General features: G+C 60.1%; 14 protein-coding genes. 11 read left to right on the forward strand and 3 right to left on the reverse strand.

All coding sequences use genetic code 11. The features are described 5' to 3' along the window. Positions 1-28 precede the first annotated feature (28 nt). Positions 29-793, reverse strand: coding sequence for a TOBE domain-containing protein (locus ACOI8A_RS14760; protein ID WP_420647243.1), 765 nt, complete (start codon positions 791-793; stop codon positions 29-31). 63 nt (positions 794-856) lie between these two features. Then, positions 857-1,597, reverse strand: coding sequence for a ComF family protein (locus tag ACOI8A_RS14765; protein ID WP_420647242.1), 741 nt, complete (start codon positions 1,595-1,597; stop codon positions 857-859). Positions 1,598-1,688: 91 nt separating this feature from the next. On the opposite strand from ACOI8A_RS14765, the gene bioB reads away from it, so the two are divergent. The 10 genes from bioB to ACOI8A_RS14815 all read left to right on the forward strand — a co-directional run bounded on the left by bioB (position 1,689) and on the right by ACOI8A_RS14815 (position 14,018). Further along, positions 1,689-2,744 (forward strand): biotin synthase BioB, encoded by a 1,056-nt coding sequence (gene bioB / locus ACOI8A_RS14770; protein ID WP_420647241.1) that lies wholly within the window; start codon positions 1,689-1,691, stop codon positions 2,742-2,744. Between the two features lie 7 nt (positions 2,745-2,751). Further along, on the forward strand, positions 2,752-3,930 hold the full coding sequence (gene bioF / locus ACOI8A_RS14775; protein WP_420647240.1) for an 8-amino-7-oxononanoate synthase: 1,179 nt from the start codon (positions 2,752-2,754) through the stop codon (positions 3,928-3,930). Continuing rightward, the gene (locus tag ACOI8A_RS14780; protein ID WP_420647239.1) at positions 3,923-4,654 is read left to right on the forward strand and encodes an alpha/beta fold hydrolase; all 732 of its coding nucleotides are present in this window, start codon (positions 3,923-3,925) and stop codon (positions 4,652-4,654) included. The genes bioF and ACOI8A_RS14780 overlap by 8 nt, the downstream gene beginning before the upstream one ends. Continuing rightward, positions 4,647-5,459, forward strand: coding sequence for a malonyl-ACP O-methyltransferase BioC (gene bioC / locus ACOI8A_RS14785; RefSeq protein ID WP_420647238.1), 813 nt, complete (start codon positions 4,647-4,649; stop codon positions 5,457-5,459). The genes ACOI8A_RS14780 and bioC overlap by 8 nt, the downstream gene beginning before the upstream one ends. Further along, entirely contained in the window at positions 5,456-6,136 is a 681-nt protein-coding gene (bioD, locus tag ACOI8A_RS14790) for a dethiobiotin synthase (protein WP_420647237.1), read from the forward strand. The genes bioC and bioD overlap by 4 nt, the downstream gene beginning before the upstream one ends. A 106-nt stretch (positions 6,137-6,242) precedes the next feature. Continuing rightward, positions 6,243-6,539 (forward strand): pyrroloquinoline quinone biosynthesis protein PqqE, encoded by a 297-nt coding sequence (locus tag ACOI8A_RS14795; protein WP_420647236.1) that lies wholly within the window; start codon positions 6,243-6,245, stop codon positions 6,537-6,539. A gap of 277 nt (positions 6,540-6,816) precedes the next feature. Next, the gene (locus ACOI8A_RS14800) at positions 6,817-8,622 is read left to right on the forward strand and encodes a phenylacyl-CoA dehydrogenase (protein ID WP_420647235.1); all 1,806 of its coding nucleotides are present in this window, start codon (positions 6,817-6,819) and stop codon (positions 8,620-8,622) included. A gap of 229 nt (positions 8,623-8,851) precedes the next feature. After that, positions 8,852-10,141, forward strand: coding sequence for a GGDEF domain-containing protein (locus ACOI8A_RS14805; RefSeq protein WP_420647234.1), 1,290 nt, complete (start codon positions 8,852-8,854; stop codon positions 10,139-10,141). Between the two features lie 89 nt (positions 10,142-10,230). Next, positions 10,231-12,027, forward strand: coding sequence for an acyl-CoA dehydrogenase C-terminal domain-containing protein (locus tag ACOI8A_RS14810; protein ID WP_420647233.1), 1,797 nt, complete (start codon positions 10,231-10,233; stop codon positions 12,025-12,027). Positions 12,028-12,239: 212 nt separating this feature from the next. Then, positions 12,240-14,018 carry an acyl-CoA dehydrogenase C-terminal domain-containing protein gene (locus ACOI8A_RS14815; protein ID WP_420647232.1) on the forward strand — a complete coding sequence of 593 codons (1,779 nt, stop codon included), beginning with the start codon at positions 12,240-12,242 and terminating at the stop codon, positions 14,016-14,018. 227 nt (positions 14,019-14,245) lie between these two features. Here ACOI8A_RS14815 and ACOI8A_RS14820 read toward each other — a convergent pair whose 3' ends face one another. Next, on the reverse strand, positions 14,246-15,175 hold the full coding sequence (locus ACOI8A_RS14820; protein WP_420647231.1) for a LysR family transcriptional regulator: 930 nt from the start codon (positions 15,173-15,175) through the stop codon (positions 14,246-14,248). 169 nt (positions 15,176-15,344) lie between these two features. On the opposite strand from ACOI8A_RS14820, the gene ACOI8A_RS14825 reads away from it, so the two are divergent. Continuing rightward, the gene (locus ACOI8A_RS14825) at positions 15,345-16,616 is read left to right on the forward strand and encodes an aspartate aminotransferase family protein (protein ID WP_420647230.1); all 1,272 of its coding nucleotides are present in this window, start codon (positions 15,345-15,347) and stop codon (positions 16,614-16,616) included. Positions 16,617-16,647 lie beyond the last annotated feature (31 nt).

Raw genomic sequence — 16,647 nt, forward strand, 5'->3', positions numbered from 1 at the left:
CGACGATGACGCTTTCGTTGCAGTGCGGTCAGAGCGGTGTGCCGAGCAGCACGTTGGAGGGTGAGAACTGCACCTGCACCGGTTGTTCGAGGGTCAGCCCGCGCGTACGCAAATCCTGTAGTTCGGCGAGTGCGCAGAGGGTCTGCCCGTTCGGTAGGGCGATACGCACTTCGCTGGGGCCGTCCTCGGCGTCGAGGATCGCTTCGATGCGCCCGATCAGCAGATTGTGGCCAGCCGTGGGCTCCTCAGATACAGCGAGCAACTCCAGCCAGCCAGCCTTGATCAGCGCGACCACTTCGATGCCCGCTTGCAGCTCCAGATGCACGGTGCTGTCGTGAGTGATCTGCGCATCAATGCACAGGCCCTCGGCCAGTTCCAGACGGATCAGATCGTTACGGCCCTGAGTTTCAATCGCCACGACTTTGCCGTGCAGTTGATTGCGTGCGCTGGTTCTGAGCATCAACCGTCCGAGCAAATCGAGGTCGCTGGCATCTTCAGCGGCTTCCAGCACCTGCGCCTGCAAGGCTTGCAGTTTCTGGTACAGGCGCAGCACGCGTTCGCCCTCAGCCGACAATCTGGCGCCACCGCCACCTTTGCCGCCGACCACCCGTTCCACCAACGGTTTTTGCGCGAGATTGTTCAGCTCATCAATGGCATCCCACGCAGCCTTGTAACTCAGACCGGCGCTTTTTGCGGCGCGAGTGATCGAGCCCTGTTCGGCGATGTGTTGCAGCAGGGCGATGCGCTGCGGGCGGCGGACGATGTGCTGGGACAATAAGGTGGGCAGGGACATGGTGGGTGCTTTGAACTCGGTTGATGGGGGAGGAAGTTGGCCGCTTGCGACGCTTGAGTCAAGTCAGGCCAATTCACCGGGTTTGGGCGTGCGCGCCAGGCAATAGACGTCGACCCGCGCGGCACCTGCAGCGCGCAACAGGCGCGCGAGTGCTTGCGCAGTGGCGCCGGTGGTCAGTACGTCGTCGACCAAGGCGAAATGTCGACCCTGCACATTGGCGTCGGGCGTCAGGGTGAAGGCATTGCGCAGATTGAATTTGCGCGCCTTGGCGTTGAGATCTTGTTGAGCGCTGGTGTCGTGAATGCGCCGCAGAATGGTTTCGTCGCAGGGCAGATCGAGCTGTTGCCCGAGCCAGCGCGCGAGCAACGCTGCTTGATTGAAACCACGTTGGCGCAGACGCTTGGTGGCCAATGGCACCGGCAGTAATGCATCCGGACGCGGTAAATCTTCTTCGAAGCGATGTTGCAGGAATTGCCCGAGAACGTCGGCGAGCAGGCGGCCAAACGGCCATTTTGCGTTGTGCTTGAAGCGCGTGATCAGACTGTCCACGGGAAAGCCATACATCCACGGCACAGCGACTTGCTCGAATGCTGGCGGATCTTTCAGGCAGCCGCCACAGGTCAGGCCGGACCCGGGCAGCGGCAGGGCGCAAGTGATGCATTGATCGCCAAGCCAGGGCAGGTCGGTTTCGCAGGCCATGCAGATTGGCGTATGCGCCTCTGCAGGTTCATCGCAAAGCAAACATTGTTGTGTGTTTTTTAAACAGATGTAAACCTGTCCTGTGTGGTGTGGTTGACAGCGCATGACTCTTCCTTAAATATGCCGAACATCCGTGTCGTGCTTGTGGTTATTCCTTATCCACCTGCACTTGCCAAGCATAACCAAGGAATCGCCCATGAGCGCCAGCACCTCTGCCACCCTGCGTCACGACTGGTCTTTGGCTGAAGTCAAAGCCCTTTTCGTACAGCCATTCAACGACTTGCTGTTCCAGGCCCAGACCGTGCACCGCGCGCACTTCGACGCCAACCGCGTGCAAGTCTCGACGCTGCTGTCGATCAAAACCGGCGCCTGCCCGGAAGATTGCAAATATTGTCCGCAGTCCGGTCACTACAACACCGGGCTGGAAAAAGAAAAACTGATGGAAGTGCAGAAAGTCCTCGAGGAGGCTGCGCGCGCCAAGGCCATCGGTTCGACGCGTTTCTGCATGGGCGCGGCGTGGAAACATCCTTCGGCCAAAGACATGCCGTACGTGCTGAAAATGGTCGAAGGCGTGAAAGCCCTGGGTCTGGAAACCTGCATGACCCTCGGCCGCCTCGATCAGGATCAGACCGAAGCGCTGGCCAAGGCCGGTCTTGATTACTACAACCACAACCTCGACACGTCGCCGGAGTTCTACGGCAGCATCATCACCACTCGTACTTACAGCGAGCGCCTGCAAACGCTGGCCTACGTACGTGAGTCGGGGATGAAAATCTGCTCCGGTGGCATTCTTGGCATGGGCGAGTCGCTGGATGACCGCGCCAATCTGCTGATCCAGTTGGCCAACCTGCCGGAGCATCCGGAATCGGTGCCGATCAACATGCTGGTGAAAGTTGCCGGCACGCCGTTGGAAAATGCCGAGGACGTCGATCCGTTTGACTTCATCCGCATGCTCGCCGTGGCCCGCATTCTCATGCCGCAGTCCCACGTGCGCCTGTCCGCTGGCCGCGAAGCGATGAACGAACAAATGCAGGCCTTGGCGTTCTTCGCCGGTGCCAACTCGATTTTCTACGGCGACAAACTGCTGACCACCGCCAACCCGCAGGCTGACAAGGACATGCAACTGTTTGCGCGTCTGGGCATCCAGCCGGAAGCGCGCGAAGAGCATGCGGACGAAGTGCATCAGGCCGCCATCGAGCAAGCGCTGGTGGAGCAGAAGAGCAGCGAGCAGTTCTATAACGCTGCGGTCTGAGGCCAGCATGTCTTTCGATCTCGCCGCACGCCTGGCTGCACGTCGTGCGGATAATCTTTATCGCCAGCGACCGCTGCTTGAAAGCCCGCAAGGGCCGGAAGTGGTGGTCGATAGTCAGCCTTTATTGGCGTTCTGCAACAACGATTACCTCGGCCTGGCCAATCACCCGCAAGTGATCGAAGCCTGGCGCGCCGGGGCTTCGAAGTGGGGCGTAGGTGGTGGCGCGTCGCATCTGGTGATCGGCCACAGTGGCCCGCATCACGAGCTGGAAGAAGCCTTGGCTGATCTCACCGGACGGCCGCGTGCGCTGCTGTTTACTACCGGATACATGGCCAACCTCGGCGCGGTCACGGCGCTGGTCGGGCAGGGCGATACGGTGCTGGAAGATCGCCTGAATCACGCTTCGTTGCTGGATGCCGGTTTGCTATCGGGAGCGCGTTTCAATCGTTATCTGCACAACGACGCCGAGAGTCTGGCCAAGCGTCTGGAGAAAGCTACTGGCAACACGCTGGTGGTCACCGACGGCGTGTTCAGCATGGACGGCGACCTTGCCGATTTGCCAGCGCTGGCCCGCGCAGCCAAGGCCAAAGGCGCGTGGTTGATGGTCGATGACGCGCATGGCTTCGGCCCGTTGGGGGCGAACGGCGGCGGTATCGTCGAGCATTTCGGCTTGAGTCAGGACGATGTGCCGGTGCTGGTCGGCACCCTCGGCAAAGCTTTTGGCACGGCCGGTGCGTTTGTCGCCGGCAGTGAAGAACTGATCGAAAGCCTGATCCAGTTCGCCCGCCCATACATCTACACCACCAGTCAGCCACCGGCACTGGCCTGTGCGACGCTGAAAAGCCTGGAGCTGCTGCGCACTGAACATTGGCGCCGTGAGCATTTGCAGGTTTTGATCCGCCAGTTCCGCCAGGGTGCCGAGCAGATCGGCCTGGAGTTGATGGACAGCTTCACGCCGATCCAGCCGATCATGATTGGCGATGCCGGGCGCGCCATGCGTCTGTCGCAGATGTTGCGTGAGCGTGGATTGATGGTCACGGCGATTCGTCCACCGACGGTTCCGGCTGGCAGCGCACGCCTGCGTGTGACCCTGACCGCTGCCCACAGCGAGGCGCAGGTGCAGCTATTGTTGAATGGACTGGCCGATTGTTTTGCCCTGCTCAAATCGGAGCTCGACCATGCGTGATCGTCTGATTCTGCTGCCCGGCTGGGGCCTCGGGGTTTCGCCGCTGGAACCGCTGGCGGCTGCGTTGCGCGGGCTCGACGAGCATCTGAATGTCGAGATCGAGCCGTTGCCGGAGCTCGAGCCCAGTGATCTGTCGGATTGGCTTGATGAACTCGACGAGCGCATCCCGCAGGACGTGTGGCTCGGTGGCTGGTCGTTGGGCGGCATGCTCGCATCCGAACTGGCGGCGCGTCGTGGCGAGCGCTGCTGCGGTGTGCTGACGCTGGCGAGCAATCCTTCGTTTGTCGCCCATGAGCAATGGCCGAGTGCGATGGCGGGGGAGACGTTTGACGCGTTTCTCGCCAGTTGCCAGGCCGATCCGAAGATGACTCTCAAGCGTTTTTCCCTGCTGTGCGCGCAAGGTGCTGCGGACTCGCGTGGGTTGTCGCGGCTGCTGCTCGGCGCGGCGCCGAATACCTCGTCGAGTGCGTTGATGGCCGGGCTGGAATTGCTCGCGCAAATCGACACGCGCGAAGCATTGCAGGGGTTTCGCGGGCCGCAACTGCATCTGTTCGGCGGGCTGGATGGACTGGTGCCGGCCGAGGCGGCGGGTAAGTTGTTCGCGTTTATTGCTGATATCGAGGTCGGTCTGATCGAACAGGCCAGCCATGCGTTTCTTCTGGAAGACCCGCATGGAGTGGCGGGTGCGATCCAGGCTTTTCTACATGAGAGTGGTAATGACTGATTTGTCTCTTGCTGCGCTGCCCGGCGCCTTGCCTGACAAGCGTCAGGTGGCGGCGTCGTTTTCCCGTGCGGCGGCCAGTTACGACAGCGTCGCCGAGTTGCAGCGGGATGTCGGTGGGCAATTGCTCAATCGCTTGCCGGTGGATTTTGTCCCGTCGCGTTGGCTGGATCTGGGCTGCGGCACCGGGTATTTCACTCGCGCTTTGGCCGAGCGTTTCTTCGGCGATCAAGGCCTGGCGCTGGACATCGCCGAAGGCATGCTCAATCACGCGCGGCCGTTGGGTGGCGCGACACATTTTATAGCCGGCGATGCCGAGCATTTGCCGTTGCAGGATGCGACCTGCGATCTGATCTTCTCCAGCCTCGCGGTGCAGTGGTGTGCGGACTTTGAATCGGTGCTCAGCGAAGCCTTTCGCGTGCTGAAGCCAGGGGGGATTTTCGCGTTTGCTAGTCTCTGTACAGGAACGCTGTACGAATTGCGCGATAGCTGGCGTCAGGTCGATGGCATGGTGCATGTAAACCGTTTCCGCGAGTTTGCCCGTTATGAGCAATTGTGCGCGGCCAGTGGCTTGCGCACAGTGAGTCTGGAGAATCAGCCGCATGTGCTGCATTACCCGGACGTGCGCAACCTGACGCATGAGTTGAAGGCGTTGGGCGCGCACAATCTCAATCCGGGGCGGCCGGGCGGGTTGACCGGGCGGGCGCGGATTCTCGGGCTGGTCGAGGCTTACGAGCAGTTCCGCCAGCCAGCTGGATTGCCGGCGACTTATCAAGTGGTCTACGCCGTGTTGGAGAAACCGTTATGAGCGCAGCCTATTTCATCACCGGGACTGACACCGACGTCGGCAAGACCACTGTCGCTGCCGGTCTGCTGCACGCTGCGCGCTCGGCCGGGTTGAGTACGGCGGCGGGTAAGCCGGTGGCGTCGGGTTGCGTCGTCACGCCGAAAGGGCTGCGCAACTCGGATGCGTTGGCCTTGCTGGCCGAGTGCTCGGTGCCGCTGACTTATCAACAGGTCAATCCGGTAGCGTTCGAACCGGCCATCGCCCCGCATCTGGCGGCGCGCGAGGCGGGTGTGGCGCTGACTGTGCAATCGTTGCTGGCGCCGATGCGCGAGATTCTGGCGCTGAATGCTGACTTCACGCTGATCGAAGGCGCGGGTGGTTGGCGGGTGCCGTTGGCCGACCAGGACAATCTGTCGGATCTGGCGATTGCGCTGCGATTGCCGGTGATTCTGGTGGTTGGCGTGCGGCTGGGGTGTATCAGCCATGCGTTGCTGACGGCCGAGGCGATCGCGCGTGACGGGCTGCAATTGGCCGGGTGGGTGGCGAATATCATCGATCCGAAGACTTCGCGGTTGGAGGAAAATCTGGCGACTCTGGCTGAGCGGATTCCTGCTCCGTGTCTGGGGCGGGTGCCGAAACTCAAGGCTGTCAGCGCAGAATCGGTTGCTGAGCATTTACAACTGGATCTGCTCGACTGATTTTGCCTATGGCAAGGCACTGTGCCATTAGTGTTTTTGACGGGTGTTTTTCTGGCGGCTCTGGTTCAATGGCCGTCATTGATCCTTCCCAAGGACGAGAGCTCTTATGGAAATCTCAGGTAACACAGCTTTTTATGCCGGTCTGAGCAGCATTCAGAGTGGGCAGAACCGCGTCGATCAGGCCGCCAGCCAGATCGCCAACAACACCATCGAGCGTTCGGTGACGAGTCAGTCTTCGGACGTGCAGATCGATCGCTTGCGTGGTGTGGATCGCGCGCAGCAATCGGACCTCGCCAGCAGCGTGGTCGATATGGCTCTGGGCAAGATTCAAGCGGAGCTGGGCGTTAAAGTCGCCAAGGCATCCGACGAAGTGCTGGGTACGTTGATCGATACCTACGCCTGATTTTTTGTATCCCCGCATTGCCAGACGCCGCGATTATTCGCGGCGTTTTTCGTTGTAAGTCCTTCTGCCTCAACTAATCTTTTGCTGATCCTGCATGACTCGCTCGGGTGCATGGCGCGCTGATGTGTGCGGCATTCAGGGCGTTCGATGACGAACGGCAAAAGATCGATGCTTGACAAGATTTCGGCGTAAACGTATGTTTCAAACAACTGTTTGACCGTCACAACAAATCAATGCGGTCGTTCATTCCCGGTTACATCAGCAGAGGTTTATCGCTATGCCTGACTACAAGGCCCCCTTGCGTGATATTCGCTTCGTACGTGACGAACTGCTCGGCTACGAAGCGCACTATCAGAGCCTTCCGGCTTGCGCGGACGCAACTCCGGACATGGTTGACGCCATTCTCGAAGAAGGCGCCAAGTTTTGTGAACAGGTATTGGCGCCGCTGAACCGCGTGGGCGACATCGAAGGCTGCACCTGGAGCGAGTCCGGCGTGAAAACCCCGACTGGCTTCAAAGAGGCGTACAAGCAATTCGTCGAAGGCGGCTGGCCGAGCCTGGCGCATGACGTCGAGCACGGTGGTCAGGGTCTGCCTGAGTCGCTGGGTCTGGCGGTCAGCGAAATGGTTGGCGAAGCCAACTGGTCGTGGGGCATGTACCCAGGCCTGTCGCACGGTGCGATGAACACCATCTCCGAGCACGGCACCCCTGAGCAGCAAGAAGCCTATCTGACCAAACTGGTCTCCGGCGAATGGACCGGCACCATGTGCCTGACCGAGCCGCACTGCGGCACCGACCTGGGCATGCTGCGCACCAAGGCCGAACCTCAGGCCGACGGTTCCTACAAAGTCTCCGGCACCAAGATCTTCATCTCGGCCGGTGAACACGACATGGCCGACAACATCGTCCACATCGTACTGGCCCGCCTGCCGGACGCACCTGCCGGCACCAAAGGTATCTCGCTGTTCATCGTGCCGAAGTTCATGCCGAACGAAGATGGCACCGTCGGCGCACGCAATGCCGTGACCTGTGGCTCGCTCGAACACAAAATGGGCATCCACGGCAACGCCACTTGCGTGATGAACTTCGACGGCGCTACCGGTTACCTGATCGGCCCGGCGAACAAAGGTCTGAACTGCATGTTCACCTTTATGAACACCGCTCGTCTGGGTACTGCGCTGCAGGGTCTGGCCCACGCCGAAATCGGCTTCCAGGGTGGCCTGAAATACGCTCGCGACCGTCTGCAAATGCGTTCGCTGACTGGCCCGAAAGCGCCGGAAAAAGCCGCTGACCCGATCATCGTGCACCCGGATGTACGCCGCATGCTGTTGACCATGAAGGCGTTCGCCGAAGGCAACCGTGCGATGGTGTACTTCACCGCCAAGCAGGTCGACATCGTCAAATACGGCGTGGACGAAGAAGAGAAGAAGAAAGCCGACGCACTGTTGGCCTTTATGACGCCAATCGCTAAAGCCTTCATGACTGAAGTCGGTTTCGAATCGGCTAACCACGGCGTGCAAATCTACGGCGGCCACGGCTTCATCGCCGAGTGGGGCATGGAGCAGAACGTTCGCGACAGCCGCATTTCGATGCTGTACGAAGGCACCACTGGCATCCAGGCACTCGACCTGCTGGGCCGTAAAGTGCTGATGACCCAAGGCGAGGCTCTGAAGAGCTTCACCAAGATCGTCCACAAGTTCTGCCAGACCAACGAAGGCAACGAAGCTGTTCAAGAGTTCGTCACGCCGCTGGCTGCACTGAACAAAGAGTGGGGCGAGCTGACCATGAAGGTCGGTATGGCCGCCATGAAAGACCGCGAAGAAGTCGGCGCGGCCTCTGTGGATTACCTGATGTACTCCGGTTATGCCTGCCTGGCTTACTTCTGGGCTGACATGGCACGTCTGGCAGCCGAGAAACTGGCAGCGGGCACCGGCGACGCAGCGTTCTACACTGCCAAGCTGCAAACCGCGCGCTTCTACTTCCAGCGCATCCTGCCGCGTACCCGTACGCACGTGGCTACCATGCTGTCGGGCGCCAACAACCTGATGGACATGAAAGAAGAAGACTTCGCACTGGGCTACTAAGCCCCAGCGCAGTCGCTGAAAAACCGCTGCTTCCGAAAGGGGCAGCGGTTTTTTTATGCGCCCTGGATAGCGATTGGCCTCCACGCCAAATATTCCCAGATGAAACGCTAAGAAAAGTCGAATTCCTGCCGTTAAAGAGGCTGCGATGTGACCTGCGTCACATCCGATGTGCTTAACTGCTCAAAATGCATGCACAATGCCATCTTTTGCCGGGTCGGAGCTTTACCCCTTGCCGCGTTCTTCCGCCGTACGTTTCAGCCATTTTTTACCCTCACTGCTGTTGTTGCTCGCGGGGCTGGCGGCTGCGTACGTCAAAGACCTCAGCGTGTTTTTCACATCGCTGTTCAACGTGTTGCCGACCTTGGTGCTGTTACTCGGCGGTGCGTACTGCGCCGTTTACCGACGCCAGCGCGAACTGTTTCTGATGGTCACGGTGTACATCGCCTACTTCCTGCTCGACACCCAGACCGACTATTACCGCGACAACGGCAAGGTTCGCGAGGACGCTGCCGTGGTGTTCCACCTCGTCTGTCTGCTGCTGCCGCTGTTGTTCGGTCTGTTCGCGGCGTGGCAGGAACGCACGCATCTGTTTCAGGACATGGTCGCGCGCTTCGCCGTGCTGCTGGCGTTCGGCAGCGTGGCGCTGGGGATTGAGCAAAGTTACCCACAGGCGCTGCTGATGTGGCTCTCGGAGATTCGCTGGCCGGCGCTGCACGGCGCGTGGATGAGCCTGATTCAGCTGTCGTATCCGGTGTTCATCTCGGCATTCCTGTTGCTGGCCTGGCAGTACTGGCGCAATCCGCGTCCACTGCATGCCGCTCAGTTGGTCGGGTTGCTCGGCGTGTTCTGGATGCTGCCGAAGACCTTCATCTTGCCGTTCACCCTGAACATCATGTGCAGCCAGGTGATGCTGATGATTGCCGCAGCCGTTGCCCACGAAGCCTATCAAATGGCCTTCCGCGATGAGCTGACCGGTCTGCCGGGCCGTCGCGCACTCAACGAGCGCATGCAGCGCCTTGGCCGCAACTACGTTCTGGCGATGAGCGACGTCGATCACTTCAAGAAATTCAACGACACCCACGGCCACGATGTCGGTGACCAGGTGCTGCGTCTGGTCGCCAGCAAACTGTCGAAAATCAGTGGTGGCGGTAGGGCTTATCGCTATGGCGGTGAGGAATTCGCCTTGGTGTTCGCAGGCAAAACCCTCGAGGAGTGCATGCCGCATCTTGAAGTCATCCGCGAGTCGATTGCCTCCTACAGCATTCAACTGCGAAATCAGGAAAACCGGCCGAATGATGACCAGCAGGGGCGCCAGCGCCGCGCCGGTTCCGGGGCATCGAGTGTGTCGGTGACGGTGAGCATCGGCGTCGCCGAACGGCTGGAGCAGCGCAACCCCGAGCAGGTCCTGAAATCTGCCGACGAAGCGCTCTACAGCGCCAAGGGTGCAGGGCGAAACTGCGTCGTCGCGTACGGTCAGAATCGCCGTGGCGCGGTGCGCATGGACAGCGCTGCGGGTTGAGTGATGACAGCGCATTCAGCGTCTGGAGAGTAATTGTGGGGCGTGGTGGCCGGCAGTAGGTTGAAGCAATCTGCTGACGGAGAAGCACCATGCCCGAGTACAAAGCCCCGCTGCGCGACATGCGTTTTCTGATCGACCACGTCTTCGACTTCCACGCCAACTACGCCGCCCTCGGCGCTCACGACGCCAGCCCGGACATGATCAACGCGATCCTCGACGAGGGCGCGAAGTTCTGTGAGAACGTTCTGGCCCCGCTCAATCGCAGCGGCGACGAAGAGGGCTGCCATTTCGACAATGGCGTGGTGACAACGCCTACAGGCTTCAAGCAGGCTTTCGCACAATATGTCGAAGGCGGCTGGCACGGTCTGGCGGCGGATCCGATGTATGGCGGCCAGGGGCTGCCGAGTTCGCTGGGATTGGTCATCAGCGAAATGATCGGCTCCAGTAATACCTCATGGGGCATGTATCCGGGCCTGACCCACGGCGCGATGTCGGCGATCCACGCCCACGGCACCGAGGAACAGAAAAACACTTACCTGAACAAGCTCACGGCCGGCGACTGGACCGGCACCATGTGCCTGACCGAAGCCCATTGCGGCACCGATCTGGGCATCATCAAAACCCGCGCCGTGCCGCAGGCTGACGGCAGTTACGTGATCTCCGGCAGCAAGATTTTCATCTCCGCCGGCGAACACGATCTGAGCGACAACATCATCCACTTGGTGTTGGCCAAACTGCCGGATGCGCCGGCGGGGACCAAAGGGATCTCGCTATTCATCGTGCCGAAATTCTTGCCCGACTCTGCGGGCGAAGCGGGTGAACGCAATGGCGTTTCCTGTGGCTCGATCGAACACAAAATGGGCATCAAGGCCTCGGCAACTTGCGTGCTGAACTTCGACGGCGCCAAGGGCTTTTTGATTGGCGAGCCGAACAAGGGCCTCAACTGCATGTTCACCATGATGAACCACGCGCGGCTCGGCACTGGCATGCAGGGTTTATGTCTGGGCGAGGCGAGCTTCCAGGGTGCGATCAAGTACGCCAACGACCGCTTGCAGATGCGCGCCCTGACCGGCGCCAAAGCCCCGGACAAACCGGCCGATCCGATCATCGTCCACCCCGACGTGCGGCGCATGCTGCTGACCATGAAAGCCTTCAACGAAGGCAATCGCGCACTGACCTACTTCACCGCGCAACTGCTGGATGTCGCGCACCTGAGCAGCGACGCCGAGGCGCGGCAGGACGCCGAAGACTTGTTGGCGTTCCTCACGCCAATCTGCAAAGCGTTCATGACCGACACCGGCCTCGAAGTGACCAACCACGGCATGCAGGTGTTTGGCGGCCACGGATTCATCCGCGAGTGGGGTATGGAGCAACTGGTGCGTGACTGCCGAATTGCGCCGATTTACGAAGGCACCAACGGCATTCAGGCGCTGGATCTGCTCGGGCGCAAGGTGCTCGGCAGTCAAGGGAAGTTGCTGCGCGGCTTTACCAAGATCGTGCACAAGTTCTGCGCGGCCAACGCCGGGCATCCACAGTTGGGTCAGTTTGTCGCGCAGCTCGATGGTCTGAATCAGCAGTGGGGCGAGCTGACCATGCAGATCGGTGTGGCGGCGATGAAGAATCCGGATGAGGTGGGCGCCGCGTCGGTGGATTACTTGATGTACAGCGGCTACATCATCCTCGGCTATCTGTGGCTGCGAATGGCATTGGTGGCGCAGGCGCAACTGGATGCTGGCGAGGGTGAGGGGGATTACCTGCGCGGGAAGTTGGCGACCTGCGAGTTCTACTTCAAGCGCTTGCTGCCGCGTACGGCGGCGCATCGAGCGGCGATTGAGGCGGGGAGTGATTGTTTGATGAAATTGCCTGCAGAACTGTTCGCGCTTTAGGAAAAATCAAAAGATCGCAGCCTGCGGCAGCTCCTACACGGGATCAAGTTTTACCTGTAGGAGCTGGCGCAGGCTGCGATCTTTTTGTGGTGACTAAAAATAACAAATCAGTCACCGGTTGACCCTATGTGTCGCAAAAGTTGTTGAGGTACACTCCGGCTCAACGAAAACACATTCCCACGAATCACCGTTTAGATCCTGCGAGGTTTGCCATGGCTGACTACAAAGCGCCGCTGCGCGATATGCGCTTCGTCCTCAATGAAGTATTCGAAGTCGCCAAACTCTGGGCCGAACTGCCGGCACTGGCCGACACCGTCGATGCCGAGACCGTCGAAGCAATTCTCGAAGAGGCCGGCAAGGTCACCAGCAAAAGCATCGCACCGCTGAGCCGCGCAGCCGACGAAGAAGGCTGCCACTGGGCGGACGGTGCCGTCACCACTCCGGCCGGTTTCCCACAGGCCTATCAGACATACGCTGAAGGTGGCTGGGTTGGCGTCGGTGGCGATCCTGAGTTCGGCGGTATGGGCATGCCCAAAGCTGTGTCGGCCCAGGTCGAAGAAATGGTCAACTCCGCGAGCCTGTCGTTCGGTCTGTACCCGATGCTGACTGCCGGCGCCTGCCTGTCGATCAACGCCCACGCCAGCGAAGAACTCAAAGCCGCGTACCTGCCGAACATGTACGCCGGGGTCTGGGCCGGTTCGATGTGCCTGACCGAGCCGCACGCCGGCACCGATCTGGGGATCATCCGCACCAAGGCCGAACCGCAGGCCGACGGTTCCTACAAGGTCAGCGGCACCAAGATCTTCATTACCGGTGGTGAACACGACCTGACCGAAAACATCATTCACCTGGTACTGGCCAAACTGCCGGACGCGCCGGCGGGGCCGAAAGGCATTTCGCTGTTCCTGGTGCCGAAGTTCATGGTCAACGCCGATGGCAGCCTGGGCGCGCGCAACCCGGCGAACTGTGGCTCGATCGAACACAAGATGGGCATCCAGGCCTCCGCAACCTGCGTAATGAACTTCGACGAAGCCGTGGGTTATCTGGTCGGCGAGCCGAACAAAGGCCTCAATGCCATGTTCACCATGATGAACTACGAGCGTCTGGGCGTCGGCATTCAAGGTCTGGCCACCGGCGAGCGCTCCTACCAGAACGCCGTTGAATACGCGCGTGACCGTCTGCAAAGCCGTTCGCCGACCGGCGCGCAGAACAAGGACAAAGTCGCAGACCCGATCATCGTCCACCCGGACGTGCGCCGCATGCTGCTGACCATGAAAGCCTCGAACGAAGGCGGCCGTGCGTTCTCCACTTACGTGGCGATGCAACTCGACACTGCCAAGTTCAGCGAAGACGCGACCACGCGCAAACGTGCTGAAGATCTGGTGGCATTGCTCACGCCAGTAGCCAAGGCGTTCCTGACTGATCTGGGTCTGGAAACCACCGTTCTCGGTCAACAGATTTTCGGCGGCCACGGCTACATTCGCGAATGGGGTCAGGAGCAGTTGGTGCGTGACGTGCGCATCACCCAGATCTACGAAGGCACCAACGGCATTCAGGCGCTGGACCTGGTCGGGCGCAAGATCGTCGGTAGCGGCGGGGCGTTCTACAAGCTGTTCGCCGATGAGATCCGCCACTTCACCGCGACAGCCAATGCTGATCTGGGCGAGTTCACCAAGCCGCTGAACGATGCGGTCGATACCCTCGACGAGCTGACTTCGTGGTTGCTGGATCGGGCGAAAAACAACCCGAACGAAATCGGCGCCGCCTCGGTCGAATATCTGCAAGCGTTCGGCTACGTTTCCTACGCCTACATGTGGGCACTGATGGCCAAAGCGTCGTTGGGCAAAGAAGCCCAGGACGACTTCTATGCCAGCAAACTTGGCACCGCGCGTTTCTACTTCGCCCGTTTGCTGCCGCGGATTCACTCGTTGAGCGCCTCGGTCAAGGCTGGCAGCGAGTCGCTGTTCCTGCTGGACGCTGCACAGTTCTGACAATGTAACGTCATGTAAGCAATCTCTTACATGACGTGCTGCTGTTCTCCCATATGCGCGGATTGGATCCACAGCTAATCTACATTTCATGGACGTCGCGCAGGAAGCGCAAAGCAACAACACGGACACGTAGGATTCTGCCAGGGTGGCGGAGTGAAAGGGATGTCAGGGAAACAGTCTGCAAAGCCCCGCTTCGGCGGGGTTTTCTTTTGCCTGCAGAAAAGTACTCAGCTCAGGGAATCCAGCGGCGGCGCGGCTTTCAACGGCTTATCTTCACGCTGCAATACTTCTTCCAGCAGCGTCCGCAGCAAGGCCAGCGGCGCCTGCTGACGCTGCACATCACGACACACCAGCCCGACTTTTAACGGCACGCGTGGTTCGCTCAGCGGCTTCCACAGCAGATCCTGATCGTCATATTCCATCTGCGAGCGCCCAGGCAGCACCGTCGCCAGTCGCATGTGCGGCAGGCTGTCGAGAATCCCCAGCATATTGTTCAGCTCGGCCTGCACCTGCGGACGTCGCCCGAGATTGGCCAGTTGCGCCTGCCAGATCTGCCGGATCTGAAATTCTTCCCCAAGCAACAGCATCGGTAACTCGGCGGCCTGCTTCATCGAGACCTTCTTGAATTCGCGCAACGGATGATCCGCCGGGATGACAAGCGCCAGTTCATCTTCGTACAGCAGCACGCCATGCAGCCCCGGCTGGCGCGGCGGCAGATAACTGATGCCGATATCCAGCGAGCCGTTGAGCAAGCGACGTTCAATCTCAATCCCGGTCAGCTCGTAGATCTGCACCACCAGATGCGGCTGCGCCTTGCGCACTCGTTCAAGCATTTGCGGCACCAGGCTGGTGTGCACCGTTTGCAGCACGCCAATCGCCAGCGTGCGCAGTGCCTGACCCTTGAAGTTGCCCAGCGCTTCTCGCGCCCGTTGCAACCCGTCGAGCAGCGGCACGGCGTGGTTGTACAAAGTGTGCGCTGCGAGCGTTGGCAGCAAGCGTTTGCTGCTGCGTTCGAACAGGGTGACGTCGAGGTTTTGCTCGAGCTGACGGATCTGCTGCGACAGCGCCGGTTGCGAGATCGACAGTCGTTCAGCGGCGCGGCCAACATGACCTTCTTCGTAGACCGCGACGAAATAACGCAGTTGTTTGAAATCCATAAGTAATACTTATCGAAAATGCTGGGAAATCGAAATGGCTCAGCGCCCTGTGTGGGCCTAGTCTAACCGCAATCACAGGGCTTACAGGGCCGGAAAGCGCGATGACCAGCGTTCGCTTCGACAGGGTTTACATAGGCAGTTCAAAAAACCTCAATCGAGGGTTTTTTCAATGAATCTGTTCAATTTAAGGCGCCCGGTGCCGAGCCTCGATGACTTGGCATTAGTGGCTTCGGACGACAGCGAGAATTCGCAGCGCCTGATGCCCAGTGTCGAGCGGCCGCCACAGGTCTTCGTACGTGGTCAGGGCTCTTGGCTGTGGGACAGCAATGACCGCGCTTATCTCGACTTCTCGCAGGCCGGTGGTGCCAACAGCCTCGGCCACAGTCCTTCGGCACTGGTCAAAGCCATCGCCAGTCAGGCGCAGGCGCTGATCAATCCCGGTTTCAATCTGCACAATCGCGGCATGCTCAGCCTCAGCGAACGTCTGTGCGCCAGCACCTCGAGCGATCAAGCCTATCTGCTCAACAGCGGCAGCGAAGCCTGCGAAGCGGCAATCAAACTGGCACGCAAGTGGGGGCAACTGCATCGCGGCGGCGCCTCGCGGATCATCGTCGCCAGACAAGGATGCCATGGTCGTAGTCTCGCCACGATTTCGGCGTCGGACAGTTCCAACCTGCACAACCGCTTTGCGCCGTTGCTGCCGGGTTTTGATCTGGTGCCGTTCAACGACTTGCCAGCGCTGCACGCTGCCGTTGACGCGCAGACCGTGGCGATCATGCTTGAGCCAATCCAGAGCGACGCCGGGGTGATTGTGGCGACTGATCGCTACCTCAAAGGAGTTGAACGGCTGTGCCGTGAGCTGGGGATTCTGCTGATCCTCGACGAAGTACAAACCGGCATCGGTCGTTGCGGGACCTTACTCGCGGAACAGTCCTACGGCGTGCGCGCCGATATCGTCGTGCTTGGTAAAGGCCTCGGCGGCGGTGTGCCTTTGGCCGCACTGCTGGCGCGCGGCAAGGCTTGCTGTTTCGACCCCGGCGAACTGGGTGGCACCCACCACGGCAACGCATTGATGACCGTTGCTGGGTTAGTGGTACTCGAAAGCGTGCAGGATCGCGCCTTCCTCGAACAAGTGCGAGACAACGGCCAACATCTGCGCGAAGGTCTCGCCCGGCTTGCCCACCGTTATGAACATGGCGAGTTGCGCGGGCAAGGACTGTTCTGGGGACTAAGCCTGTCGGAAGACTCCGCAGAGGCCGTAGTCAAAGCCGCGCTGCACGAAGGCCTGATCCTCAACGCCCCGCAAACTAACTGCCTGCGCTTCACCCCGGCACTCACCGTCAGCAAAGCCAACATCGACGAAATGCTCCTGCGCCTGGCCCGGGCCTTCTCCCGAGTACGCACTGCACAGCTGCAATGCCGCAAAGGGATTGCCGTCTGACCCGAGGTTTCCTGCCGATTTCAAGAACCGT

This window comes from Pseudomonas sp. P4795, from assembly GCF_048822895.1.
Classification (GTDB): Bacteria; Pseudomonadota; Gammaproteobacteria; order Pseudomonadales; family Pseudomonadaceae; genus Aquipseudomonas.